Source organism: Vannielia sp. ABF1_015 (genome assembly GCF_056160745.1).
This window is the reverse complement of record NZ_JBSWXT010000001.1, coordinates 85,296-108,271: the sequence shown is the minus strand read 5'-3', so window position 1 is coordinate 108,271 and position 22,976 is coordinate 85,296. Positions and strand designations below refer to the sequence as shown.

At 60.1% G+C, this 22,976-nt stretch carries 20 protein-coding genes and 1 tRNA gene; 16 read left to right on the top strand and 5 right to left on the bottom strand.

Going from position 1 to position 22,976, the window contains the following annotated elements:
- Positions 1–9: 9 nt before the first annotated feature.
- The 4 genes from ACXAG6_RS00495 to ACXAG6_RS00480 form a co-directional block, all read right to left on the bottom strand.
- Positions 10–534, bottom strand: coding sequence for a TRAP transporter small permease (locus ACXAG6_RS00495; protein ID WP_475334021.1), 525 nt, complete (start codon positions 532–534; stop codon positions 10–12).
- A complete protein-coding gene (locus tag ACXAG6_RS00490) occupies positions 534–1,568 on the bottom strand; it encodes a TRAP transporter substrate-binding protein (RefSeq protein ID WP_475334019.1) in 1,035 nt (344 codons plus the stop codon). Before ACXAG6_RS00490 ends, ACXAG6_RS00495 begins: the two co-directional genes overlap by 1 nt.
- 63 nt (positions 1,569–1,631) lie before the next feature.
- Positions 1,632–1,955 (bottom strand): 2Fe-2S iron-sulfur cluster-binding protein, encoded by a 324-nt coding sequence (locus ACXAG6_RS00485; protein WP_475334018.1) that lies wholly within the window; start codon positions 1,953–1,955, stop codon positions 1,632–1,634.
- 11 nt (positions 1,956–1,966) lie between these two features.
- Positions 1,967–3,238 carry a cytochrome P450 gene (locus tag ACXAG6_RS00480; protein WP_475334017.1) on the bottom strand — a complete coding sequence of 424 codons (1,272 nt, stop codon included), beginning with the start codon at positions 3,236–3,238 and terminating at the stop codon, positions 1,967–1,969.
- A 140-nt stretch (positions 3,239–3,378) separates the two neighbouring features.
- On the opposite strand from ACXAG6_RS00480, the gene ACXAG6_RS00475 reads away from it, so the two are divergent.
- The 16 genes from ACXAG6_RS00475 to ACXAG6_RS00400 all read left to right on the top strand — a co-directional run bounded on the left by ACXAG6_RS00475 (position 3,379) and on the right by ACXAG6_RS00400 (position 21,871).
- Positions 3,379–3,903: a MarR family winged helix-turn-helix transcriptional regulator gene (locus ACXAG6_RS00475; protein ID WP_475334015.1), complete on the top strand. Its 525-nt coding sequence runs from the start codon at positions 3,379–3,381 to the stop codon at positions 3,901–3,903.
- Between the two features lie 314 nt (positions 3,904–4,217).
- Positions 4,218–4,292, top strand: a tRNA-Phe gene (locus tag ACXAG6_RS00470).
- A 176-nt stretch (positions 4,293–4,468) separates the two neighbouring features.
- Positions 4,469–5,659, top strand: coding sequence for a tyrosine-type recombinase/integrase (locus ACXAG6_RS00465; RefSeq protein ID WP_475334014.1), 1,191 nt, complete (start codon positions 4,469–4,471; stop codon positions 5,657–5,659).
- 3 nt (positions 5,660–5,662) lie between these two features.
- Entirely contained in the window at positions 5,663–6,430 is a 768-nt protein-coding gene (locus ACXAG6_RS00460; RefSeq protein ID WP_475334013.1) for a hypothetical protein, read from the top strand.
- Between the two features lie 116 nt (positions 6,431–6,546).
- On the top strand, positions 6,547–6,810 hold the full coding sequence (locus tag ACXAG6_RS00455; protein ID WP_475334011.1) for a helix-turn-helix transcriptional regulator: 264 nt from the start codon (positions 6,547–6,549) through the stop codon (positions 6,808–6,810).
- Complete coding sequence (locus ACXAG6_RS00450) at positions 6,807–9,599, top strand: VapE domain-containing protein (RefSeq protein ID WP_475334010.1); 2,793 nt, start codon at positions 6,807–6,809, stop codon at positions 9,597–9,599. The genes ACXAG6_RS00455 and ACXAG6_RS00450 overlap by 4 nt, the downstream gene beginning before the upstream one ends.
- Positions 9,600–9,694: 95 nt before the next feature.
- Positions 9,695–10,111, top strand: coding sequence for a hypothetical protein (locus ACXAG6_RS00445; protein WP_475334008.1), 417 nt, complete (start codon positions 9,695–9,697; stop codon positions 10,109–10,111).
- A gap of 799 nt (positions 10,112–10,910) precedes the next feature.
- Entirely contained in the window at positions 10,911–11,792 is an 882-nt protein-coding gene (locus ACXAG6_RS00440; RefSeq protein ID WP_475334006.1) for an NAD-dependent epimerase/dehydratase family protein, read from the top strand.
- Between the two features lie 554 nt (positions 11,793–12,346).
- A complete protein-coding gene (locus ACXAG6_RS00435; RefSeq protein ID WP_475334005.1) occupies positions 12,347–13,144 on the top strand; it encodes a glycosyltransferase family 2 protein in 798 nt (265 codons plus the stop codon).
- Between the two features lie 12 nt (positions 13,145–13,156).
- Positions 13,157–14,143, top strand: a complete 987-nt coding sequence (locus tag ACXAG6_RS00430) for a sulfotransferase family protein (protein ID WP_475334003.1) — start codon at positions 13,157–13,159, stop codon at positions 14,141–14,143.
- Positions 14,144–14,172: 29 nt separating this feature from the next.
- Positions 14,173–15,132, top strand: a complete 960-nt coding sequence (locus ACXAG6_RS00425) for a glycosyltransferase (RefSeq protein ID WP_475334001.1) — start codon at positions 14,173–14,175, stop codon at positions 15,130–15,132.
- A gap of 7 nt (positions 15,133–15,139) precedes the next feature.
- Positions 15,140–16,276, top strand: a complete 1,137-nt coding sequence (locus ACXAG6_RS00420; RefSeq protein WP_475333999.1) for a glycosyltransferase family 4 protein — start codon at positions 15,140–15,142, stop codon at positions 16,274–16,276.
- Positions 16,277–16,378: 102 nt separating this feature from the next.
- Positions 16,379–17,509 carry a polysaccharide pyruvyl transferase family protein gene (locus ACXAG6_RS00415; protein ID WP_475333998.1) on the top strand — a complete coding sequence of 377 codons (1,131 nt, stop codon included), beginning with the start codon at positions 16,379–16,381 and terminating at the stop codon, positions 17,507–17,509.
- A complete protein-coding gene (locus ACXAG6_RS00410) occupies positions 17,506–19,059 on the top strand; it encodes a lipopolysaccharide biosynthesis protein (RefSeq protein ID WP_475333997.1) in 1,554 nt (517 codons plus the stop codon). Before ACXAG6_RS00415 ends, ACXAG6_RS00410 begins: the two co-directional genes overlap by 4 nt.
- Complete coding sequence (locus ACXAG6_RS00405) at positions 19,056–20,141, top strand: NAD-dependent epimerase/dehydratase family protein (RefSeq protein ID WP_475333995.1); 1,086 nt, start codon at positions 19,056–19,058, stop codon at positions 20,139–20,141. Before ACXAG6_RS00410 ends, ACXAG6_RS00405 begins: the two co-directional genes overlap by 4 nt.
- Complete coding sequence (locus ACXAG6_RS00400) at positions 20,138–21,871, top strand: thiamine pyrophosphate-binding protein (protein ID WP_475333994.1); 1,734 nt, start codon at positions 20,138–20,140, stop codon at positions 21,869–21,871. Before ACXAG6_RS00405 ends, ACXAG6_RS00400 begins: the two co-directional genes overlap by 4 nt.
- Before the next feature lie 106 nt (positions 21,872–21,977).
- On the opposite strand, the gene ACXAG6_RS00395 is transcribed toward ACXAG6_RS00400, so the two are convergent.
- Positions 21,978–22,781 carry an acyltransferase family protein gene (locus ACXAG6_RS00395; protein WP_475333992.1) on the bottom strand — a complete coding sequence of 268 codons (804 nt, stop codon included), beginning with the start codon at positions 22,779–22,781 and terminating at the stop codon, positions 21,978–21,980.
- Positions 22,782–22,976: the final 195 nt, after the last annotated feature.

The window sequence follows — 22,976 nt, the reverse complement described above, 5'->3', positions numbered from 1 at the left end:
GCAGCGAGATCAGGCCCCGGAGCCTGCCTGCTCATGGTCATCGTCGGTTACGATGCGTGTTGCGGGGAAGAAGAGGATAGCCAGGCCGCGTACCAGCATGGCGCAGGCAGCAAGCGTCAAGCCCAGAGCGATGAGATATAGAATCAACCCCACGGGGATACGCAGGTAGAGCGTGACTTCTCCGTAGCCGATGGTGCGTTGGCCGTTCTCCCAACACTTCAGGACCGGCCACCAGAGCAGGATGCCAAAGACGAGGTTCACGAGCCCTTCGCGGAGGCGCATGTAGAGATAGTTGTCGAACAGGTCGACCGAGATATGGCGGCCCCAGAGTGAGGTGGCTGGCATCGCTGCAAAGACGGATGTTGCCAACAACACTTCCGTCAGCTCCGCAGCACCCGGAATGGGGGCGTTGGCGAAAGAGCGCAACAGGACGTCAGCGAAAGTCAGAAGCATCATCGAGAACAGCGCTAAGATTGCCAGCCACAGAGGGAGACGCACGGCGGTCTGCGCCGTGCGTTCGATGATGTTTTGCATCAGGAGCCGATCTCTTTCATGACGGCGGCGGTTTCCCGTTCAAAGGCAGCCTTGGCCGCCGCGGCATCGACACCCCGGGCATTGACGCGCTCTAGCACGGTGGCTGTGGTGCTTTCGATGATCGGAGCGAAGAGTTCGATATCCGCTTTACTTGCGGCAACAATCGGGTTTCCCAAATCTCGTGTGTTCTGGATCGCGGCAGCGTCGGAGGCATCCCAGAGTTTGCCGAACAATCGCGACATCGGCTCCCCGAAGAACTCCGCATCGAGGGCAGATTGAAGCTCGGGATCGAGGCTGTCCCAGGTTTGCTTGTTCATGAGTGCGGCGAAGGAGCCGCGATAGAGGCCGCCGGGTGTTTCGAACATCACCGGCGCAACCTCGTCGAGGGTGTAGCCGAGGCGGCCGTCGGCGTTCATGGTGACGGCATCCGCTGCGCCAGCGCTGAGGGTTTCGTAAACCTTGGTCGCGGGCACCTGAATGCCAACACCGCCAAGGCTTTCAACCACCAATGACCCAACGCCGCCGGGAGCGCGGACCTTCATTCCATCCACATCGGCAAGGCTCTTGATCGGCTCACGCAAATGGAACTGTGCAGGGCTGTGCTGGAACATGGCGATCGTCTTGAACTCCTCCTGCTCACCTGCGGCTTCGAGGTGGCTCTTCCAGACCCGCCAGTATGCGGCAGAGGCGGCCTCTGCATTGCCCTCCACACCCGGAAGCTCGACCAGCTGCGGAGCCACGAAGCGCCCGGCGTTGTAGCCGTGGAAGATAAAGGTGATGTCGGCGCCGCCGTCGAGGACAAGATCGGCCATTGCCGGCGGGGGGACGAGGTTCAGCTTGATCTCGGCGGTCAACGCGCCGTCGGAAACCTCTTCAATTCTCTCAACGAACTGCGGCCACATCTCGGCATTGACGACATGGTTGGGCCCGGCCCAGGACGCGATGGTCAGCACCCGTGGGTCATCTTCGGCAAGAGCGGCTGTCGCAAACTGCGCGGCGAGGCCCGCGGTAATGAGTGTTTTGATGGCTTTCATGGTTTCCTCCCTGAAGCTTGGTTCTTCGCGAGCAGGCGCGGCCCCTCGCGAATTTTGGTCTGGCTAGACCTGGGTTGCGGGCAAGGTGATCTCTGCCCCCTCCAGCGCCTCGGTAATCTGGACCCGGCAGCTCAACCGGCTGGTTGCACCACGCGGCGTGGCCGCGAAATCGAGCATGTCGTCCTCGTTTCCGCCGGACCTGCCGATTTTCTCTATTGTCTGCGCATCAAAGAAGGCATGGCAGGTGGCGCAGGCCATTGAGCCGCCGCATTCGCCGATGATGCCGCTGATCCCGTTGCGCTGGGCGGCTTCCATGACTGACGTGCCGGGCGCTGCGGTTACATTAGTGCGCGTGCCGTCCGGTTGGATGAACGTAAGCTGAACCATGTGTTCCTCTGCTACTGGGATTGTCCGCCCGGACGAACGAGCAGCCGGGTCGGCCCCCGAAACGACAGGGTGCGGGTGAAATCGATCTTCTGATCCTCGACAAGCGCCATCTTCGGGAAAGCCGCAGTGAGTTCTTCCACCACGATGCGCAGCTCCAACCGGGCGAGAGGGGCCCCCGCGCAGTGATGCAGGCCCCGCCCGAAGGCGATGTGCTCCCGCGCATTCTTGCGGTCGATGTCGAAGGTCTCCGGGTTGTCAAACTTGGCGGGGTCTCGGTTGGCCGAGGCCAGCGAAAGCAGGAGTTTGGCACCTGCGGGCAGATCGACGCCGCCCACCGTAACCGGCTCCTTCGCCCTGCGTCGCCAAGCCACCACCGAAGACGCGTAGCGCAAACCTTCTTCCACGGCGTTCTTGGCCTGTGCCGGATCCCTTGCGATCGCCTGCCATTGCTCGGGACGCTGGAGCAGTTCCAGCAAGAGATTGCCGGCGGCATTTGTCGTTGTTTCATGGCCCGCGAGCAGCAATCCAAAGATCAGGCTGCGGATCTCGTTTTCGGTCAGAACCGCGTCATCCCCATCGCTTAGGGCGAGTAGCTTGCTGGGGTAGTCCTCCTGCGGCGCGCGCTTGCGTGCCTCAACGAGGTCAACGGTGTAATCCCAAAAGTCGGCGAGGTCGCGTGCGGCGGTTTCGAGATCGTGCTCGCTGGGATCGCCCCAGATCATGTGCAGGCGCAAGTCGCCCCAGGCCTTGATTTTCTTTGGATCAAAATCGGTGACGCCAAGCAGCAGGAACACGACCTGTGCAGGAAGTTCGTAAGTCAGCGCTTCGACCAGATCGACTTCGCCTTGTCCGTCGATCCGTTTGATATAGCCACGCACAAGGTCACGGATCGCGGCTTCGTAAGACATGAACTGGCGGATGTTGAGGAACTGCGTCGCCGACGCCTTCACCCTTGTATGGCGTGGCGGATCGCAGGCAACCTGAACCGCTTCGTTGGTGAAGTTGCGGCCAGTGAGATAGCGCCCAACGGTCTCCGGCCAGGGAACGATGGGCTGGGTTGCAATATCCGCAGAGAAACGCGCGGCATCGGGCAGGATCTGCTCGATATCGGCGCGCCGCGTGACCACCCAGTAGTCGATCTCGGGGGCATGGAAGATAGGTACATCCTCTCGGATGGAGGCGAGAAAATCATACATCCCGCGGTGCTCGAACGGCTGAAACCCCGTCGTTGCATCGTTCATCGGGCAGCCGCGCCCGGCCTCTGCCAGAGGTGCTTCTTTCATGTGTCCTCCCTTGCTTGCCGGTCTGGAATCGGCGCGGCGTTGAGGCGACATTAGGGGTGTGATGTTGTCAGGTCAACATAATGTTGCCCTGACAACATAAGCACCTGTTCGGCTCCTGCGGATTTCGCTACACCGTTGCCATGACCGAAGAATTCGACGCGTTCGACGCACTGTTCCTCGTGGATGTCGAGGATGAGGACGGGGCAAGAGCCCAGACGCTTAGCTTCTCGCGGAGCCCGACAGTTCTGCTGACGTTCGCGGCAAACCGCTTTACGCGGGCGGCGGCAAAGACCTATGCCGATAAGTTCGGAATCGGGGCAGTGGACTGGAGAATGCTGGTGATGCTGACTCGCAAGCCGGGCGCAACGGTAACGGAATCGGCCAACACCATCGGTATCGACAAAGGGGCTGTAAGCCGCTGCATCGGCCGATTGGAAGAGCGCAAGCTCGTGACAAAGGGCGAACTCCACGCGAACGGGCGCAGTCGCGGATGGTGGCTGACACAGGCAGGCCGGGCACTGCACGGCGAAGTGCTCCGTGAAGCGCTGGAGCGCCAGCGCATCCTCCTCGACGGCTACAGCAAGGAGGAGATCGAGCAGTTCACCGGGATGCTGCGGCGCTTTCTGGCCAACCTCGACGTTCTGACTGGCAAGACCGGCGCGTGAAGCTGCACCATGCGCGGCATGCCTGAGCCACCCGAGGCATCAAGGCCTCTTGTCGGCGTCACGCCTCGACGATGCGCTCGACGTGCCGGCAAGCGCGCAGGCCAAGCGGCGCAACCAAGCCCATCACAACGACACGAGAGCGATCCCCAGCCCACCGGGTTCGTCGCCCCCCTCGACTGAAACCTCTGCCGCCCGTAAGACCCCAGACCCGACCACCCGATCGCCCCGCAAGAATCTGCAACTTCCCCTCTTGCCATCCCCACTGACTGACCGTAGAACCGCGCCACCCCAAGGAGCGGCACGCCGCTCCCCGTGCCCGGGTAGCTCAGGGGTAGAGCAGTGGATTGAAAATCCTCGTGTCGGTGGTTCGATTCCGCCCCCGGGCACCATCACTATCTCCAGCACAATCCAGAGTTGTCCGGTAGCTTGGCTAAGTATCAAGTTTTACGGGCATTTCACGTTTTGGTTGTCCAGGGGTATCCGGGGGCAGCCATTCGATTCGGGGGTGGATTGTGGGGTGCCGGTATGATCGAATTGAGGTGATTTCAATTCGATTCCCGATTCCATGCCCTTGACCGATACCGCCATCCGCAACGCCAAACCGCGCGAGAAATCCTACAAGGTCTTCGACGCCGGAGGCCTGCATTTGCTGGTGAATCCGGCCGGATCGCGGCTCTGGAGGATGAAGTACACCTACCGCGGGAAGGAGAAACTGCTCTCCTTCGGGCCCTATCCCCTGGTCGGCCTCAAGGATGCTCGCCTTAAACGCGATCAAGCGCGGCTTCTGTTGCTAGACGGGCTGGACCCATCCGAGGAGAAAAGGCTGGAGCGCATCCGCCGCGACAGGGAGCGCGCGGTGACCTTCGGTGTGGTCGGCGAAGAGTACATCGAGAAGCTGGAGAAGGAGGGTCGATCGCCGGCGACGCTCAAGAAGAACCGATGGCTGTTGGCGCAGACAAAACCCGACATGTACGAGCTGCCGGTTCGCACCGCAGAGGCTCCCGACGTGCTCCGCACCCTCCGTAAGGTCGAGGCCAGGGGCACATACGAGTCCGCCAAGCGGCTCCGCAGCTTCGCCGGGGCCGTCTTCCGCTACGCCATCGCCACGGGTCGCGCCCACATCGACCCCACCGAGGCGCTCAAGGGAGCGCTCATCCAGCACCGTGTCCGCCCTCGCGCCGCGATCCTGGACCGACAGGAGCTTGGCAAGCTGCTGAACGCCATCGACGGCTTCACCGGGCAGGAGACGACCCGATACGCTCTCCAGCTCCTCGCCATTCTGGCGCCACGCCCCGGCGAGTTGCGCCTGGCGAAGTGGGAAGAGTTCGACCTCGCGGAAGCTGTCTGGCGCATTCCGGCCGACCGGATGAAAATGCGCCGTCCCCACCGCGTGCCGCTGCCGCCTCAGGCGATCAGGCTCCTGCAAGAGCTGCACGGCCTCACCGGCACCAGCGAGTTCCTCCTGCCCTCCGCTCGCTCCTGGACACAGCCGATCTCCAACAACACCCTGAACGCCGCTTTGCGTAGGCACGGCTATGGGCCGGACAAGATCACCGCTCACGGCTTCCGCGCGACCTTCAGCACGTTTGCGAACGAGAGCGGGCTGTGGAACCCTGATGCTATCGAGCGGGCATTGGCGCACGTGGAGGGCAACGAGGTGCGCCGGGCTTATGCGCGCGGGGAGTATTGGGAGGAGCGGGTGAAGATGGCGGCCTGGTGGGCGGATGAGATTGATAGGATGCGGCAGGCAAAATAGCCCATGAGCCAAGTATCACGATTGTTCCCGAGAGAGTGGGTCAGCGCTGAGACCTTGGACGGCGCGATCGATCAGGTCATGCGGAGGCTGGGGTTAGAGTACTCCGCTGAACTCGAGGGCGCAGGTCTAGCGGGCTGGAGCGCCAGTAAGCGGCTTCATTGGTTTATCAACGACACCATTTCATACGCGAGCAGAGACGAATTTCTTGGTTTGCTGCTGAGTAAGGGTCTTGGGCTCCAAGCATCAGCCGCTCAAGCGCTCCGGTTCTTTCGAACAGCATCAATGCTTCAAAAGTACGGAATTGCGATGCCTGACCCACAACCTGAGTTGATCGAAGCGATCGCAAGACTTGCAGAGCCTCGCTGGCAGGGGGACCCACCGGCGGATGAAGGCCCGGTGAATAGCTACTACGGAAAAGACCCATGGGACGCAATTTTCTACACCGAAATCACAGGAGTCTATTGGGCGGTTTTTGATCTGGCCCCGGCCGCGAGCAATAACGAAGCCTCCAACAGACTGAGTGCTGGCCTCGTCTTTATCAAAACTATCCTCGAGTCAGTTCTGAACTCGGGAGCTTGGCGAGCTTTGCAGTTTGAGTATGAAATCGACGGTCTTGACGCTCCGAAGCGGCAGATTCCAACAGACGAAGCGCTTCGCAAGAGAATAGAGCGCCTTCTTAGACATCCCCACGGTGAGGCACGCGAAACCAACAAAACCTGGCGGCAGGTAGGCCAACACTACCGAAATCTGGGTGTTACCAAGATAGTTTAGGGACACTGCTTGGGGGCATGTCCCTAAGTGACCCTATCTACGGCGTAATGGATGTCCTTTCTTGTTCAGGGCTGGCCGATAAGGCGCAGCGTGGCTCGAAAGGAGAACCTGTGAGCATGCCAAGAGACGACAACCAAAAGCCTTGGGTCACTGTAAAGCCGGGCGGGGTGATGTTGCGCCCAGCAGAGGTTATTGCACGGGTCGGGCTCTCTCGTAGCCAGATCTACGCAATGATTGCGGACGGTTGTTTCCCGCCCTTCGTGAAGATCAGCATGCGCGCGAGCGTGATGCCGGAAACCTGGCTCGACGCCTTCATCATGCAGCGGGTTGAAGAGACCTGTGTGAGTGCAGCGACCCGAAATGAGGGGCCTCAGGAATGATTGAGGAGTTCCTGAACCACAAAATCTGGGTTTCCCGAGGGGGCCAGGGTGGCAAGAACAGAGGGAGGGTCCGAGGAGTCCCTACTACTGTTGGCCAGCTCTACGAAACCCTTTCCAATCCCTCGGTCGACACCTCGATCAACTACGCCGAGTACATGAAGCTGTCCCTTGATGAGAAGGGGGAGCGCAAGGCTGCGCCTGGCTTCGCCATAATGGCGAAGTTTCGGGACGGCAAACGGAAGGGCTCCCACTTCGAGGGAAAGTCGGCGGTCCAGATCGACATCGACAACTGCTCACCCGAGCAGGCCGAGTTCATCCTGAACGGCTCTGCCGCGATCAACGTCTACTCCTTTATCTGGCACACGACGCGCGCGCATTGCACCATGAAGCCTCGTATCCGGATTATTGTGCCGACCGACCGCCTAATGGATGCGGAGGAGGCTAACGCAATCACGCGGCTCCTCTCGCTCCGTCTGGCTGATGATCCCGACGAGGCAATCGAGATCCCGGACTCCGTGTCCCACAAGGTAAACCAGATCATGTATCTGCCGTCGATCTCGAAGGGCCAGGACTTCCTGCACGGGATCAACGAGATCGGAAAGCTTCTCCGGGTCGATGAGTTCCTTGCCGAGCACCCCGGCTGGCGGGACATCTCCAAGCTGCCGCGCAAGGACACCGAGAAGTCCGCCGCAGGCCCCTCCGGCAAGAAGATGGAGGACCCCACCGAGAAGGTGGGGATCGTGGGCGCGTTCTGCCGGGCCTACACCGTTCACGAGGCCATCGAGAAGTTCCTGCCCGAGGTCTACGGGCCCGGCGACTCAACCGATTCCGAGGAACGATACTCCTACCTACAGGGCTCCGGCGCCAACGGTGCCGTGGCTTACGAGGGCGGCAAGTTCCTGACCTCGCACCATTCCTCCGACCCCGCCGAAGGGACCCACAATGCCTTTGACCTGGTGCGTATACATCTGTTCGGGGGCAAAGACGATGATGCCCATGGCAATACCTCGCCGGGGAATATGCCGAGTTTCAAGGCGATGACGGATTTCGCGCTCAATGACGAGCGGGTGGTGCGAGAGCGGGCCGCGGCCCTCGCCTTCGATGACGACGAGTTCGATGACATGGACGACGAGGAGGACGACCAGGACCGCAACCGCAGCCTGTTCTCGTCCGACGAATTGCTGGACATGGGACGCGAGGTTGATGACTTCCTTGGCATCAGTGAGGAGGACGAGGCCGCGCAGCCGCAGGCTTCAAAGAAGAAGGGCAAGGCCGAGAAAAACGACAGCCCGAAGTGGCAGGAACAGTTGGTCCTGGACAAGGCCGACCAAGTGGAAAAGTCCAAGTTCAACGCGATCCTGATCGTCACGAATGATCGACGGATCGCGCCCAGCATCGCGCTCAACGAGTTGAGTGGTGGCCCGGACCTGCGAGGTCCGTTGAGATTCGAAAAGGTGAAGGTCTGCCAGGCGCCCTCTCCGACCTCGGGTGAGAACCTTTGGGCTTCCCCGGAGTTCCAAGACCTCCTCCATGCTCAACCGGTCGGCCGGAAGTGGACCGATACGGACACGGCAGCCCTGGCCTATTGCCTCGCCGCCCCCACGAAGCTGGGCGGCTACGGTCGCGACTTCACCAACCAGGACTTGCAGCAGGGGATGCTGCTGGCCGCCGAGCAGAACCGCTACAACCCCGTGATCGAGCGGATCGAGTTGACCAAGTGGGACGGCAAGCGCCGGATCGGGACGTTCTTTGCCGACTACTTGGGGGCCGAGGACAACATCTACCACCGCGAGCTTGCCGAGCTTTGGTTCCTGGCCGCCGTGACGCGGCTCTACGAGCCCGGGGCCAAGTTCGACTTGGTGCCGATTCTCGGGGGCCTGCAAGGCGGCGGTAAATCCATGTTGGTCGAATGCCTGGCAATGGGCTTCTCGGGCAAGCTGCCCGGTGACTTCGAGAACACGCAGAAGATGGTCGAGGCGACCCGGGGGGCCTGGATTTTGGAGGTCCCCGAATTGAAGGGTTTCCACCGCGGACAGATCGAGGACATCAAGCAATACTTCTCGAACACCTCCGACACCGTACGCTTGGCCTACCGGGTCAATGAGCAAGATTTCCCGCGGCGCTGCGTCTACATGGGCACAACCAACGAGAACGAATACCTCCGCGATTCCGAGAACCGGCGCTTCTGCCCGGTGCTGACCACGGTCCACGAGGGGGGAGCCATCGAATTTGACGGCCCCAACGGGGTCAAGAAGGTCATACCGCAGCTGTGGGCCGAGGCGTCGGTGATGTATCACGATGCCCGGGAGAAGCAGCCGAGGGGTGGCCTGGTTCTGACCTGGCGCACGAAGGAGGCGCACCAGATCGCCAGGAGGCTTCAGACAGAAGCCCGAGAGGCTCAGCCACACGAGGCCGTGGCAGAGGTGGTCGAAGAGTGGCTGGATCGGCCTTACAGCGCTGCCAGGGTCGATGCTGGAGATGCTCTCGTTGATGAGTTCGAAGGAGCCACGGATGGCGAGGTGTTCGTGCGCAACCTGGTCACGACGACCATGATCCGCGAGGAGCTTGGCGGGCATCCCGTTATCCGGGACCTCAGGATCAACCCTGACAAGGTGATCTCCCAGGCTTTGAAGTCGCTGGAGGGGTGGGAGTCCTTGGGCAAGCTTCGCCGGCTGGGCCGACAAGCGCGTTGGTATGCCAGGGTTAATAGCGACCAGACATCCGCGTTTGTACGGGCGGCGCCGGCTCACAGGTGCATCTACACCTCGATGGACGATCTGCTCGCCTGACGAGACGTAGCATTATCGTTTCTTCGACATGGAACTCGGTCATGTGCGGCCCCGGGATTGAAAAAGGCCGACTCCGAACTGCAAAGGAGACCCCTGTGTCCCACCAACAGACCAGTTACGCCAAGAGGCTACCCTATGGTTACGGCTTCGACCCTGAGGCCCGTATCGAAGCTATCTTCGACCGAACCTATCACACCATTGCAACCCGGTCCGTGGATGCACCCTACGCGCCGAACATCCATGGAAAGCGCCCAGGATTTCACGTCGATTCCATGATCGGGGGCTTCTTCTACAAAGATGCCGATCGGCTGCGCAGCCTTAAGTCTACTGACGCCCGGCGCGAAATGGTTTTGTCCAGATTCCTATTAGGCATCGACGTGCGCCGATTCATTCAAGAGGAAAATCAAAGAGACCTTTTGGGTATACCCGAACCGAACTTCGTTCCACTCCAAGGCGACGATGAGGGGCGGTTGAGCCATATGTCGGGTCCGTTTCCCAGAAGGAACGCCTAACTTTCTGTAAGAGCATGATTTCAAAGCCGCATGGAAACCCAGTCGCGAGGCCGGGTTTCCTCACGCCATGAGGTGAGAGCCGCGCGCCGACACGTGAACCTGCCGCGTGTATTGCGGGTCGATCAGGCGCTTTGGGCTCCAAAGTGGGACGTAGGGACCCTCGGGACGCCCTCGGCCCATGCGTCCGACGCACCAAGTGGATTCCGCATTCACGTGCGTGCTTTGCGGAATCACTGTTACCAACATAATCTCTTAAAGGTTGGGTAATGTCCCTGTGTCCCAGCATGTTGGAATGGTATATTTCTATGGACGAAACCCGGGACGTTAGTTGTGTCCCGGCAGTGTCCAAGCGTCCCGCGCTTCTGACGGCCCTCGTCCAACCTGCTTTCGAGGCCTTGGCTGCCCCCCGATATGTTCTTAAGATTATCGACCACTAGAAGTTCCACGAGCTGGGCTTCAGAGGTACACCGGAAGAGGGCATGCATTATTCAGCACAAACCTTCGGGGCAGCATGATCGTACCGCTAATTGAACCCGAGATTTTGGAGATAGCCCCCGCGAAACAACGGATGACCATGGTTGATTCTGCAAAATTGTGCAATGTCGCGCTCTGCGCCCCCCGCGGAAGGCCGATTTTCCCAGGAAGGACCCGGAGCGACCCGAGCCAAAGGGCGCCACGCAGTCGGGTGCCAGCGTCTGCACGCCGGGCATTTCTTTTCAGGGTTGAACTCACACAAATCTACCGAGACACAATGTGGTGGGAACTGGGTGCCAGGAGTTCGATGTGGGACGTGTAGCAGTTGTGTTCGGGGGGGGGCGGGTTAATCGGGACGCACCTCCTTCAGAAGCTCGCATTCTCCGGCCTCTACGACACACTCATTTCTGCCGACATCGGTGAACCGCGCTGGCGCGTCGAAGGCGTGAAATACCCTGGCATGTCCGTCTGCAGTCCGATCGACCTCGATCTCTCCGACCAAGTATTTGAAATCTACAACCTCGCCGCGGTCCACACGACACCTGGGCACGAAGACTGGGAATACTACTGGGCCAACGTCCTTGGCGCGACGCACGTCTGCGACTCTGCGCGACGGGTCGGGTGCGAGGCCATCGTCTTTACCAGCTCCATCGCGGTTTACGGGCCTACCGAGGATCCGCTTGACGAGGACTCCGAGCTGAAGCCCGAGAGCGCCTACGGCAAGTCGAAGTTCTGCGCCGAGCAGATCCATCACCAGTGGCAGCGGGAGGCGCCGGAGCGGCGAAAGCTGGTCACGGTGCGTCCGGCGGCGATCTACGGGCGTGACGAGCGGGGGAACTTTATCCGCATGGCCCGGATGCTGGCGAAGAAGCGCTTCGCCTTCCCGGGCCGAACCGACAAAATCAAATCTTGCGGCTACATGAAAGACCGGGTGGCGAGCTTTGGCTTCGCGCTGGAGCTCGAGGAGCAGACGATCACCTACAACTTCGCGCTGCCGGAGCGGCACACGGCCAAGGACATCGCAGACACTTTCGCGGAGGTCGGCGGCTACGTGCCGGCGAAGCGCGGGATTCCCCTGCGGTTGATACTCGCGGCCGCTTGGGGCTTCGATATATTGAACGCGGTCGGGTTGCCACGGGTCATGAAGTTGAACCGAGCGACCAGCGTCGTGTCGAAACGGCTTCCGGAGCTTGGCTTCCATAACTAATGCCCCTTGAAGCGCTCGCGTGAGGACTAGCGGGCTGAGTGCAGCCCTTCAGATTTCGACGGACTGAAGTGTCGGCGTCGGATTGCTGGTTACTCGCGGCGCATAACCGGGGCTTGTCATTGACCTAGGATCGGTGTTTGCTGCAATGCAGCGTGATGGGGTAGGTATGATTTCTGGAGTCGGGAATGGATGATCAGTGCGAGCCTGTCGATGTGTAGGGTCGCTTACAGTAACGAAGTTCGAGAAGTGCAAGGTGAAGAGATGAAGCTACTGTTTCTTGGTATCAACGACTCCCCAGATATCACCTTATCGATTTCCAAGTTGTCCGGGCGCAGCGGTTAGATGGACAGATCGTTTAGGAGTCCGGCGGTACTCTCCGGGAGATCATTTCTTGATCGAATGCGTCTTCTAGTTTGGGCTGTGGAAGTTACAAAAAGTGATACTTCTTCACTCCGTGAAGGATCCAGCATGGGCGTTCTGAAGCAAACGACCCACATCACGTGTCGCCCACTTCCGATACTTTACATCAAGAGAACTCGAGTAAGCGTATAATGATGAATGAAATTCCGGAGGTTTCAGTTGTAATTCCAACCTACAATTCAGCTAGTTTTGTAGAACTCGCTATCCTCTCTGTCGCCAATCAAAGTTACAAGGACCTCGAAATAATTGTGGTCGATGACGGCTCGACCGATGCAACAGCAGAAGTTGTACGAGGCATATCAGACGATCGAGTGCGTTTCCTTAGAAACGACAGGAATATGGGCGCAGGTGCCACTAGAAACGCGGGAATCGCGGCAGCGCGCGGGCGGTTTATAGCCTTTCTGGACTCTGACGATCTCTGGGCGCCGACCAAGCTGGAGCGCCAAATCGCGTTGATGAAAAAGAGGGGCGTGAGTGTTTGCTACTCGCGTTACGACCTCATCGACGAGTCCGGGCAAGTGTTTGCCAACTGCGGCCAGATCCCGGCAAAGGCAACATACCACCAACTCCTGCGCCACTGCTTTATCCGCACCTCCAGCCTCGTTTATGACGTCGAGAGCCTTGGCGAGAAGGTTTACATGAGCGATATCCGCAAGCGTCAGGATTTCGTTCTGTTTCTCAACCTGCTCAAACGAGCTGGAAAGGCGGAGTTGCTGGACGAGATAACCTGCTCCTATCGGCAGCACAGCGAGAGCATTTCAGCCAAAAAGTCGAAAAACATCTCCTATCAATGGCAAGTCTATCGACAGGTAGAGAAGCTTTCGTTCGCATACAGCGTGTTCCTGTTGGCGAACTGGTTTTTGCGTTCCGGCAAAGTCGTAATCTCCCGCCGGTTGGCTTACAAGCGATTGCAAAGTGCGGACGCAACCTGAACCGAGGCAATCATGAATGAGCGCTCCCCAGTTCTGCTCCCGGACTCCTGCCCGTTTTTCGTGCTAGGCTGCCCGCGCAGCGGCACATCGCTGACCCGCAATCTGTTGCGCCGGCTCGATGGAGTTTACCTGCCGCCGGACGAGTTTCAGGTGCTGCCGGCATTCATTGCGCTTTGCGAAAATGACGCGGCCCCGGAACGGATTGCGGACTACCTGGAAAAAACCGCCTTTGCCGGTCATATGCGCGGGCGTGGTCTCTGGCCGGAAAGAGAGCGGATCATCTTCGCCCTCGGCCACGAAAGTGCCCGTGATTTCCGCGAGCTCGTGGCAGCGATTGCCGAAAGTGAAGGCCTCTCAGGTGTTCGCTACTGGGGCGACAAGACACCCGAGAACGTTTTTCAGCTCGCATTGATTGCGCGGCTCTGGCCCGAGGCGCGGATATTGCACGTGTTGCGTGACCCCCGCGCCACGGTGTTGTCAATGCACCTTGCGTGGGGCCGGAGCGTGCTCCGCGGCGCGGTGATCTGGCGGGATGCCCTGCGTGCTGTCGAGCGGGCCGAGGGCAGGTTTCCGGCCGGACATGTGCAGACCCTGCGTTACGAACGGTTGGTTGCCGACCCAGAAGCGGAACTTGCCCGCTTGGCGGGCTGGCTTGGTGTCAACTTCGACCCGGCCACCCTTCGGGACTTCTCGAATGAAGAAAGATGGGGCAGCGCGGCGGGGCACTCTGGCGTCGTCGCTACTCCGCAGGACACCTGGCGCGCGAGGCTGACTTCCAGACAAGTGCGGCTGATCGAGGAAATCTGCTATGATGAAATGCAGCGCACGACCTACCCGGCCACCCTCGCCACCGGCCGGCGCTCGCCCGGACCGCTGCGCCTGAAGCTGACAAAGCTATTTGATGCCGTCCGGATACTGCGTGCTTATGCCCGCGAGCGCGGGTTGAGGGCCGCGCTGAGCTATAAGCTGCGCCAATGGCGTTGGAGCCGTGGCGCATGACAGAGGGCTGCGGGGCATCGACATCTGGAATGGATGCGACGCCGGACTCTGTGCCTGTCGTCGTCGTGCTGGTGCCCACCTTTGGGCGCCCGGACATGCTGAAGCGGTGCCTGGAGGGGATTGCGTCGCAGACTGCGCTCCGCGACAGGCGTTATCGGGTGCAGGTGATCGTGGGGGACAACAACCGAGATGCTTGCGCCGTCGATCAGGTCGAGACACTGAGCAAGCTGTTCCCGGTGCCGCTCTCAGCGATCCATGTTGCCGAGGCTGGCTTGTGTCACAATCGGAACGCGCTCTCCCGGGCGGCGCTTGAGGCCGATGCAGATCTTGTCGTCTTGATCGACGATGATGAAGTGCCGGAGCCGAACTGGCTCTCGGCCCTGTTGGCAGCAATGAGCACGACGGGCGCAGACGCGATGATCGGTCCGGTCGAGACGATTTTTCATCCCGCCACGCCGGAATGGTTTCGTCGCTCGGGCATCGGGCAGACAGGCGCTCGCACTGCCGCACTGAAAACCGGCGCCCCGAGCCCGAAACTTGCCAGCCACAATACGATACTGGATGCTGCGATCCTGCGCGAGATGGAGCCACCCTGGTTTTTGCCTGAACTGAACCGGCTCGGGGCAGAAGATCAGGCTTTCTTTTGGCGCGCGAAGGCGCTGGGCAGTGGCAACGTTTTGTGGTGTGCCGAGGCGCGGGTGCGCGAGGAAATGCCGCTGGAACGCGCCGATCGACGCTACTTTCTGCGCCGCACCATACAGCGCGGGGCGTCGGGGGTGATCGCGGCAAAGTTGGTGCGGGGCCTTCATCCCGGTGCCGGCCCGAAAGCGCCTTGGCGCGAGACTCTGAGGCAAGCGGCGCGACTGCTCGCGGGCTTGCCACTGCTGATGACCTCTAAGGGCAGGCCCCGCCTCTTTCGGCAGGCAGTGTTCGTCTATGGGCGCCTCCTTGGACACGTGGGAGCCACCGATGCGTTCTACGGCGGTTGAGGCAGGAATGGGACAGGACGCTGATTTGCGGATCCTGGTGATTGCGAAGGCCTATCCGCCCGAAACCGGCGGCGTTGAAACCTATTCCGAACAGGTCGCGCTGGCATGGAAGCGTGCGGGACATGACGTAACAGTTATCACCGCCCATCCCGGCGCAAGGGGCCGTGCAATGCGCGGCGGCATACCTGTCGTCAACGTCGGTCAGGGCCCTCAGGCGGTGGTGTTTCTGCGCATGCTCGTGCAGCTTTGGCGCCTGCGTCGAAAGCCATTCGATCTGATTCACGCCACCACTTGGCGGGTGGCCTTGCCGGTGCTGGCGCTGCGCCGGACGCCCCCCCTCGTGGTAAGCATCCATGGGCGCGAGGTCTTTGTCGTGCCCGGCCCGTTGCGCCCGTTGCTGCGCGCGGTTTTGCGCCACGCGCGCTTGCTTCCGACAGTGAGCCGCGCGATCATCGACAAGGCGAGCCAGAGCCTCCCCATGAGCGGCTCCAAGGCTTTCGCCTGCTGGAACGGCATCTCCTTTCCCGAAGAGAGTGCCGATTGGATCGAAAAGCCCTTGTCTGGACGGTTGGAAATTCTTGATCTGTGCCGCCTCGTGCCACGCAAGAACGTCGACGGAGCGATCCGCGCGGTGGCGCGTTTGGTGCGGGCGGGTCGGGATGTTCGGTTTCGGATCGCCGGCGGCGGCCCGGAGGCCGAACGGCTTGCGGCGACGATTGAGGCCGAAGGGGTGCAGGGCAATGTCGAACTGCTTGGCCGGGTGCCGGACGAACAGATTGTGCCGCTCTATCGGGCAGCACATATCTTCCTTCATCCGCAGATCGCGACCGAGGGCGGCGGCGATCTGGAAGGCTTTGGGCTCACGATCGCAGATGGAATGGCCTTCGGTGCAGTTGCGATTGCCGGGGCGAGCGGCGGGCCGACAGATTTCATCGAGAGTGGCCGCACGGGTTACCTTGTTGACGGCACTCAAGTAACCGAGATTGAGAAGGCTCTGCTTCGTGTTGTCGATGACCGCGAAGAGATGCAAGCGGTGAGCCGCGCGGGCTGGGAGATGGCACACCAGAAGCTGACGTGGGACCGACACGTTGCACGCATTCTTGCGCGTTTCACGGCCCCAGGGGAGCAGACCGATGCGCGGTGAGACAAAATGGGCTGAGACGAAGCGGCCCCGCCCGAGGTTCGGATTGACCGGGGGCCGTGGCGAACCAGTCGAACACTCTAAACGCCTGCAAGGGAACTTGCTTTGATTATTGCCGAAAATCCAAGAAAAATTGGCCTTCTGACCCTGCCATTGAGCACCAACTACGGCGGCATCCTTCAGATGCTGGCGCTCTACCGGGCGCTGGAGCAGGAAGGGTTTGCGCCCGTGCTGCTTGACAAGCGTGCAAGGTTGCGGACCGCGCGGGAGAGGATCCTCTCTTTGCTTGGACGGATACCAATGCAGGATCTACGGGGCGCGCGAAGTGTTGCGCTGGCGACCCGCAGGCACCGACATTTTTTTGAAGGCCGCCTTGCGAGGCGTTCCCGCCCCGTTTGGAGCGGCCACGACATCGAACAGGAGATTGCCCGTCTGGAGATCGGTTCGGTGGTTGTTGGCAGCGATCAAGTCTGGCGCATTGATTACCAGAAGGACGCTGATGAACTGAACTACTTCCTCGATTTCGGCACGGAGGATTTGAGGCGCGTGTCCTATGCGGCCTCTTTCGGTCATGGCTTCTGGGACTTTCCAGAACGCCGAGACGCGGTTCGCGCCTGCCTGTCGCGTTTCGATGCTATCTCGGTGCGTGAGCGGAGCGCACGGACGATCTGTTCGGAGGAGTTCTCCCGCGATGACGCCGAGTTCGTCCTCGACCCGACGCTGCTGCATGACGCCGACTACTACCGATCCATGCTGGAGCCCAGCGAGGCCCGCCCGGGCGTGTTGGTCTACGTGTTGGACAGGCAGAAAGAGGCGCGCGAGCTGGCCGGCGAGATCGCCGCCAAACACGGCGACCTGCCCGTTCGGGTCTTGTCGCCTTCAACGCGCGATTTCACCAGCATTCCCGGCTGGCTCTCGGAATTTGCCAATGCGGAGTTCGTTGTGACGGACTCGTTTCATGGCACGATCTTCTCGCTCCTGTTCCGCAAGCCGTTCCTGACCCTGCTCAACGCCCGGCGGGGGTTGGACCGCTTTACCTCTCTCTTCGAAACCTTCGGCCTGCACGACCGGGGCCTGACCGACTGGGAAGGCGGCCTGCCTGCCAGTGCTGCCAAGGAGCCGGATTTTGATGCGGTGTCGAAGGTTCTGGAGACGTCGCGGGCACAATCCCGAGCGTTCTTGCGCGACGCGCTGAGCGGCACGGCTGACAAGGGCCAGGAGCGGAGCGGGATTTGACCCAATCTCAGACCTCACGTCTGGCCAAGAACACGGCGGCTCTGTTTCTCCGGCAGATCTTTATTGTCGCGATTAACCTCTACACCATCCGTATCGTTCTAAACCGCCTTGGGATCGAGGATTTTGCGCTCTACAACGTGCTTTTCAACGTGGTCATGCTCGGCTCATTCATGACCATCGCGCTGAACACGATAATCCAGAGATACTTCGCCTTTGCGATGGGCAAGCGATCCCACCTGACGTTGAAGCAGGTTCACGATGCGGGCATGATGATGTCGTTGTTTGCCGCCGTCATTTCCGTTGTCGGCCTCGAAACCATCGGCGTGTGGTTCGTGAATCGTGAGTTGGTGATTGCCGCTGCGCGGGTCGAGTCGGCGGGAATGCTGTTTCAGTTTCTGACGTTGGCCTTCGTGCTCAGTATCTTCTCGACGTTCTATTCATCGGTGATCATGGCCCATGAAGACATGCACGCCTTCGCGCTTATCTCGATTCTGGACGCCGTCCTGCGCCTTGCCGCCGCCCTCACCCTATCGCTGATCGCGAGCGACCGGCTGGTGCTCTACGGGGTGCTGCTGGCTATTGTCGCGCTGATACTGGTGATCAACTTCTTCGCTTACAGCGTCCGGAAGTATGAAGAATGTCACCCCGGAAGGATCCGTTTCGAAGTCTCGGCCCTGCGAGAGATGCTGGTTTTTGGGGGCTGGACCATCTTTGGCCAGATTACCACGGTGAGCCGAAGCCAGGCGGTGACGATCCTCGTCAACCAGGCGTTCAGCCCGGCGACTGTGGCCGCGCGCGCGATTGCAAGTTCGGTTGGGGCCCAGATCCTCGCGTTCTCGAAAAATTTCTCCTCCGCGTTGCATCCGCCGATCATCAAGGCCCATGCATCTGGCGAGAAGGAAGAAACCTTTTCGCTGATCTACTTTGGCTCCAAGGTCACTTTCTTCCTGGTCTGGATGGCAACGCTGCCGGTGATCGCCCTGGCACCCGGCATTCTGGATTTGTGGCTCGGCACACCGCCGAGCGAAACCGTCCTGTTTACGCAACTTGCGTTGGTGGAAAATGCGATAGTCGCCGTCAGTCTGCCGCTGATGACCGCCGTGCGCGCAACGGGGAGGATTCGCCTCTACGAGTTGTCGCTCGGGTCGTTGCAGTCCCTTGTGCTGATCTTGTCGTGGGTCGCGATCAAGCTGGGTGCGGCGGCCTATGTCGTTTACATCGTCGCCATCGTGATCAACCTGCTAATGTTCGCCGTTCGCCTTTGGTTGGCCAACCTGATGGTCGATCTGCCGGTCAGAACGTATAGCCGGTCCGTTCTGATGCCGATCCTGCTGGTGGTGGTCGTCTCTTCTGCTCTGGTTGCTATGATCCTGCTTCTCGTGCCCGGAGCGGCAACATTGTCGTTCTCCCCTGCGCCGCTGGCAGGTATCGTGGCGATCTTCGTGCTCTCACCTATCGTGACACTCGGGATGGGATTGGCAAAAAGCGAACGGGCGTTTTTGATCTCTACCGTGAAACGCAAGTTTTCAGGTTCTGGAGGCAAGCGATGAAAATTCTCGCCCTCGGCGCGACCGGAGCCATTGGAGGCCAGCTGGTTGGCGCACTCGCCCCGCAAGGGCATGAGATTGCCGTGACCAGCCGACGGGCGCGCGCTTCGGAAGGCAGCGTCAGCTACCTTAAGGGAAATGCGCGGGATGACAGCTTCCTGAAATCCATTTTGCAAGACCGGTGGGACGCTATCGTTGATTTCATGGCCTACAACACGGCAACCTTTCGGGGCCGGATGGACGCGCTGCTTACTGCGACGAACCAATATGTCTTTCTCAGCTCAGCGCGGGTCTTTGCGCAATCGGAGGAGCCAATCACCGAGCGGTCGCCGAGGCTGCTGGATGTGTCGAAGGATGCGGCCTTTCTGACGAGCGACGAGTATGCGCTCGCCAAGGCGCGGCAGGAAGACCTGCTTCGGGAGTCGGGCCGGAAAAACTGGACCATCGTGCGACCCTACATCACCTTTGGGAATGCCCGATTTCAGCTTGGGACACTTGAAAAGGAAGCCTGGCTCTATCGGGCCCTGAAGGGGCGCAGCGTTGTTTTTTGCGAGCCGATGCTTGAAAAGCAAACGACAATGACGGACGGGGCTCATGTGGCAGCCATGATGGAGGCGCTTGTCGGCAACCCGGCGGCTCTCGGGGAAGACTTCAACCTTGCCGGTGGGCAGTCGCAAACCTGGGGCGAGGTGCTGACGCTCTACCTCGACGGTCTGGAAGACCACCTCGGGCACCGCCCGAAAGTCCTGTTGCAAGATTTGCAGGACTTCTGCGTAGCCGCTCGTTCCGTTCCGCAGGTGGTGTACGATCGGATGTATAATCGGAGGTTCGATCCATCCAAGATTGCAGATCTGGCCGATCTGGATGGCTTCGGCAGCAGTCTCACACTGCTCAACAGCGGGTTCCGCGCACACCTGCCCCACGGGAGCTTTCTGGCGCTGGACGGGCGCGGTGAGGCGTTGCGGGACAAGGCGGCACTTGAATATACGGCACTGAGCGGCTTCCACGGCGCAAAGCAGAAAATTCGTTACTTGGCATATCGGCATCTCCCCCGGGAACTGATCGAGAAAATGAGGGCGTCATGACGCATTACACGGACGAGAAACATGCCCAAATCGTAGTTGCTCTGCTCAAGGCGCACGGCATCCAGCGGGTTATCGCCTCGCCAGGCACTACCAATATGGCCTTCGTTGGGAGTGTTCAGACCGATCCGTTCTTCAAGGTCTATTCCGCTGTTGACGAGCGCTCGGCAGCTTACATGGCGAGCGGTCTCGCCGCCGAGACTGGGGAGGCTGTGGTGCTGAGCTGCACCGGGGCCACGGCCTCTCGCAACTACATGCCGGGATTGACCGAAGCCTTCTACCGAAAGCTGCCGGTTCTGGCGCTCACCTCGATGCAGGGTGAAGCACGGGCGGGACATTTGATTGCCCAGGTCATTGATCGCAGCGCCATGCCAGCCGATGTCGTCAAACTCAGCGTCGATCTGCCCATCGTCCATGATGCCGAGCAGGTCTGGGAGTGCGAGATGAAGGTGAACCGGGCGATCCTTGAGCTGACGCGACGAGGGGGCGGGCCTGTCCATATCAACCTGCCAACCTCCTACAGCCGGGATTTCACGACCAAGGCCCTGCCCGCCTATCGCAAGATTGACCGTTGGATTCCGGGCGATGACATGCCCGAACTGCCGGGGCGGGTGGCCGTTTTTGTTGGCGCGCACAAGCCGTGGAGCGCCGCGGAGACTGCCGCGCTCGAACGCTTCTGCGAGGCGCATGACGCGGCTGTCTTTTGCGACCATTCGAGCGGGTATCATGGCAAGTATCGGCTTCAGACGGCGCTGCTCGGCGGGCAGGAAGGGGCCGACAACTCGGCCATCCGACCGGACGTAATGATCCATGTTGGAGAGATTTCGGGCGACTACGAGAGTCACAGGTTGCCGCGCAAGTCGGTCTGGCGGGTCAGCCCGGACGGCGAGATCCGCGACACGTTCCGCCGGTTGCGTCATGTCTTCGAAATGTCCGAACAGCAGTTCTTCGAGCACTATACGAAGAACGAGGCGCGGCAGTCCGGCTACTACGAAACCTGCCGCAAGCTACTCGCCGCCAAACAGGCGCTGGTGCCCGATCTGCCGTTCTCGAACCTCTGGATCGCGTCGCAGTTCGCGGAGCATGTACCCGAAGGCTCGGTGGTGCATTTTGCCATTCTTAATAGCCTGCGTGCCTGGAATTTCTTTGAGCTGCCCCCTGGGATCCGAACCGCTTCCAACACCGGCGGCTTTGGAATTGATGGCTGCATGTCGACGCTGATCGGCGCGGCACTGGCGGACCCAGAGCGGCTCTATTTTCTTGTCACCGGAGATCTGGCGTTTTTCTACGACATGAATGCGCTCGGCAACCGCCACCTTGGCAAAAACGTGCGCATCCTTCTCGTCAACAACGGCAAGGGCACCGAGTTTACGCAGCATAACCACGCCGGATCCCACTTTGGCGCTGACGCGAACACCTTCATCGCGGCGGACGGGCACTTTGGACAAATGTCGCCGGTTCTGGTGAAGGGCTATGCCGAAGCGCTGGGGCTGGATTACATCCCGTTTCGCGGCAAGCAGGAAAGCGCGGATGTCGCCGCGCGGCTGCTTTCGCCAAAGCCACACGGACGCCCGATGCTGGTCGAGGCCTTCGTTGACGCCGAGGATGAAAGTAACGCGCTGAAAATGATCAAAAATCTGGAGCCGAACCTGAAGGGTGACGCGAAACGCTTTGCGAAAAGCGTGCTCGGGCCAGCGAAGGTTCAGGCGTTAAAAAAGGTTCTGCGCAAATAGGTGCCGGGCTCAGTCTTCGCCTCAGCGACGCTGTTCCCGGCGCATCCTTTGGTCGGGTTGGTGGTGAGGTCATCCACTAAGGCCCGGTCGAACTGCATTGGCTTTGTTAGAGCGCCTTCACCTGATGTTCGCGTCTCTTGTGCGTTAGCATTTTTTCTACCCTCATTCCGGGGCGCTCGACTGCATAGGTCAGTGCATATGACGCTACCAGAACGGTCGCGCCAGCTACGGCTAACGTTAGCGCAAAGCTGGTTCCCGAGAGCACGGTGCGTGTTAGCAGAACCAAAATCGGGTAGTGTACGAGATAAATCGTGTAGGACAGATCGGGCAGATCGGCATCCCACCAACGTCTCAGGAAGGCCACCACGAGCAGCAGGCTAAGTAGCATTGTCGAAATCTGCTCGAGTACCGAGCTTTCTTGAGCAAGGTGGTGTGCGATGAATCCAAACGGGATCAGCACAAGGGCGGCCATGCTGACTGTCTTGTTTTGCAGCATGGGCTGTTGGGCAATGACGACACCCATGAAGAACAAAAAAAGCTTGCCCGGAAGCTGTTTGGCCAAGAAGGGCAGGGGGAAAAAGAACGCCCAGATCATGGACAGTGTGAATAGAATCGCCAGCCAGCGCCATGAGCGGGCGATCAAGGGAAACAGAAAAGGCAGCACTACATAGTAGCCAAGCTCGATCTTGATGGTCCAAAGCGAACCATTGAGAGCCGGAATGCCTTCGATAAAACTTGGTTGCAGGAAATTTGCCGTCAACAGGTTCGCGCCAATATAGCCACCTAAGTCCGACGTGCGAACATCGGGTAGGAAAACAATTGCCAGAACTATGGTTTGAACGATCACCACGACCCAATAAGCCGGTAGAACGCGAAAGCCCCGCCGTAGGTAGAACCGCGTCAGGTCCACATCGGAAATCGGAGCAGTTTGACGCGCCGATCACATGGTTCTCATTATTGCCGGACTCATATCGCTCCTGCGCCCCCAGAGCAACGTACGCAGGCTTTACGCTTTCTGGGTGGCCGCGTTGTAACTCTGGGCGCTCCTGACACACGAAAGACAGAGGAGCGCGTTCCTTGAAACAGTGCACGAGAGCAGGGGCAC

Bases quoted from the DNA above. Each gene is read 5' to 3' on its own strand.
- ACXAG6_RS00495 (WP_475334021.1), bottom strand. From the start codon at position 534: ATGCAAAACATCATCGAACGCACGGCGCAGACCGCCGTGCGTCTCCCT.
- ACXAG6_RS00490 (WP_475334019.1), bottom strand. From the start codon at position 1,568: ATGAAAGCCATCAAAACACTCATTACCGCGGGCCTCGCCGCGCAGTTT.
- ACXAG6_RS00485 (WP_475334018.1), bottom strand. From the start codon at position 1,955: ATGGTTCAGCTTACGTTCATCCAACCGGACGGCACGCGCACTAATGTA.
- ACXAG6_RS00480 (WP_475334017.1), bottom strand. From the start codon at position 3,238: ATGAAAGAAGCACCTCTGGCAGAGGCCGGGCGCGGCTGCCCGATGAAC.
- ACXAG6_RS00475 (WP_475334015.1), top strand. From the start codon at position 3,379: ATGACCGAAGAATTCGACGCGTTCGACGCACTGTTCCTCGTGGATGTC.
- ACXAG6_RS00465 (WP_475334014.1), top strand. From the start codon at position 4,469: ATGCCCTTGACCGATACCGCCATCCGCAACGCCAAACCGCGCGAGAAA.
- ACXAG6_RS00460 (WP_475334013.1), top strand. From the start codon at position 5,663: ATGAGCCAAGTATCACGATTGTTCCCGAGAGAGTGGGTCAGCGCTGAG.
- ACXAG6_RS00455 (WP_475334011.1), top strand. From the start codon at position 6,547: ATGCCAAGAGACGACAACCAAAAGCCTTGGGTCACTGTAAAGCCGGGC.
- ACXAG6_RS00450 (WP_475334010.1), top strand. From the start codon at position 6,807: ATGATTGAGGAGTTCCTGAACCACAAAATCTGGGTTTCCCGAGGGGGC.
- ACXAG6_RS00435 (WP_475334005.1), top strand. From the start codon at position 12,347: ATGAATGAAATTCCGGAGGTTTCAGTTGTAATTCCAACCTACAATTCA.
- ACXAG6_RS00430 (WP_475334003.1), top strand. From the start codon at position 13,157: ATGAATGAGCGCTCCCCAGTTCTGCTCCCGGACTCCTGCCCGTTTTTC.
- ACXAG6_RS00425 (WP_475334001.1), top strand. From the start codon at position 14,173: ATGGATGCGACGCCGGACTCTGTGCCTGTCGTCGTCGTGCTGGTGCCC.
- ACXAG6_RS00420 (WP_475333999.1), top strand. From the start codon at position 15,140: ATGGGACAGGACGCTGATTTGCGGATCCTGGTGATTGCGAAGGCCTAT.
- ACXAG6_RS00405 (WP_475333995.1), top strand. From the start codon at position 19,056: ATGAAAATTCTCGCCCTCGGCGCGACCGGAGCCATTGGAGGCCAGCTG.
- ACXAG6_RS00400 (WP_475333994.1), top strand. From the start codon at position 20,138: ATGACGCATTACACGGACGAGAAACATGCCCAAATCGTAGTTGCTCTG.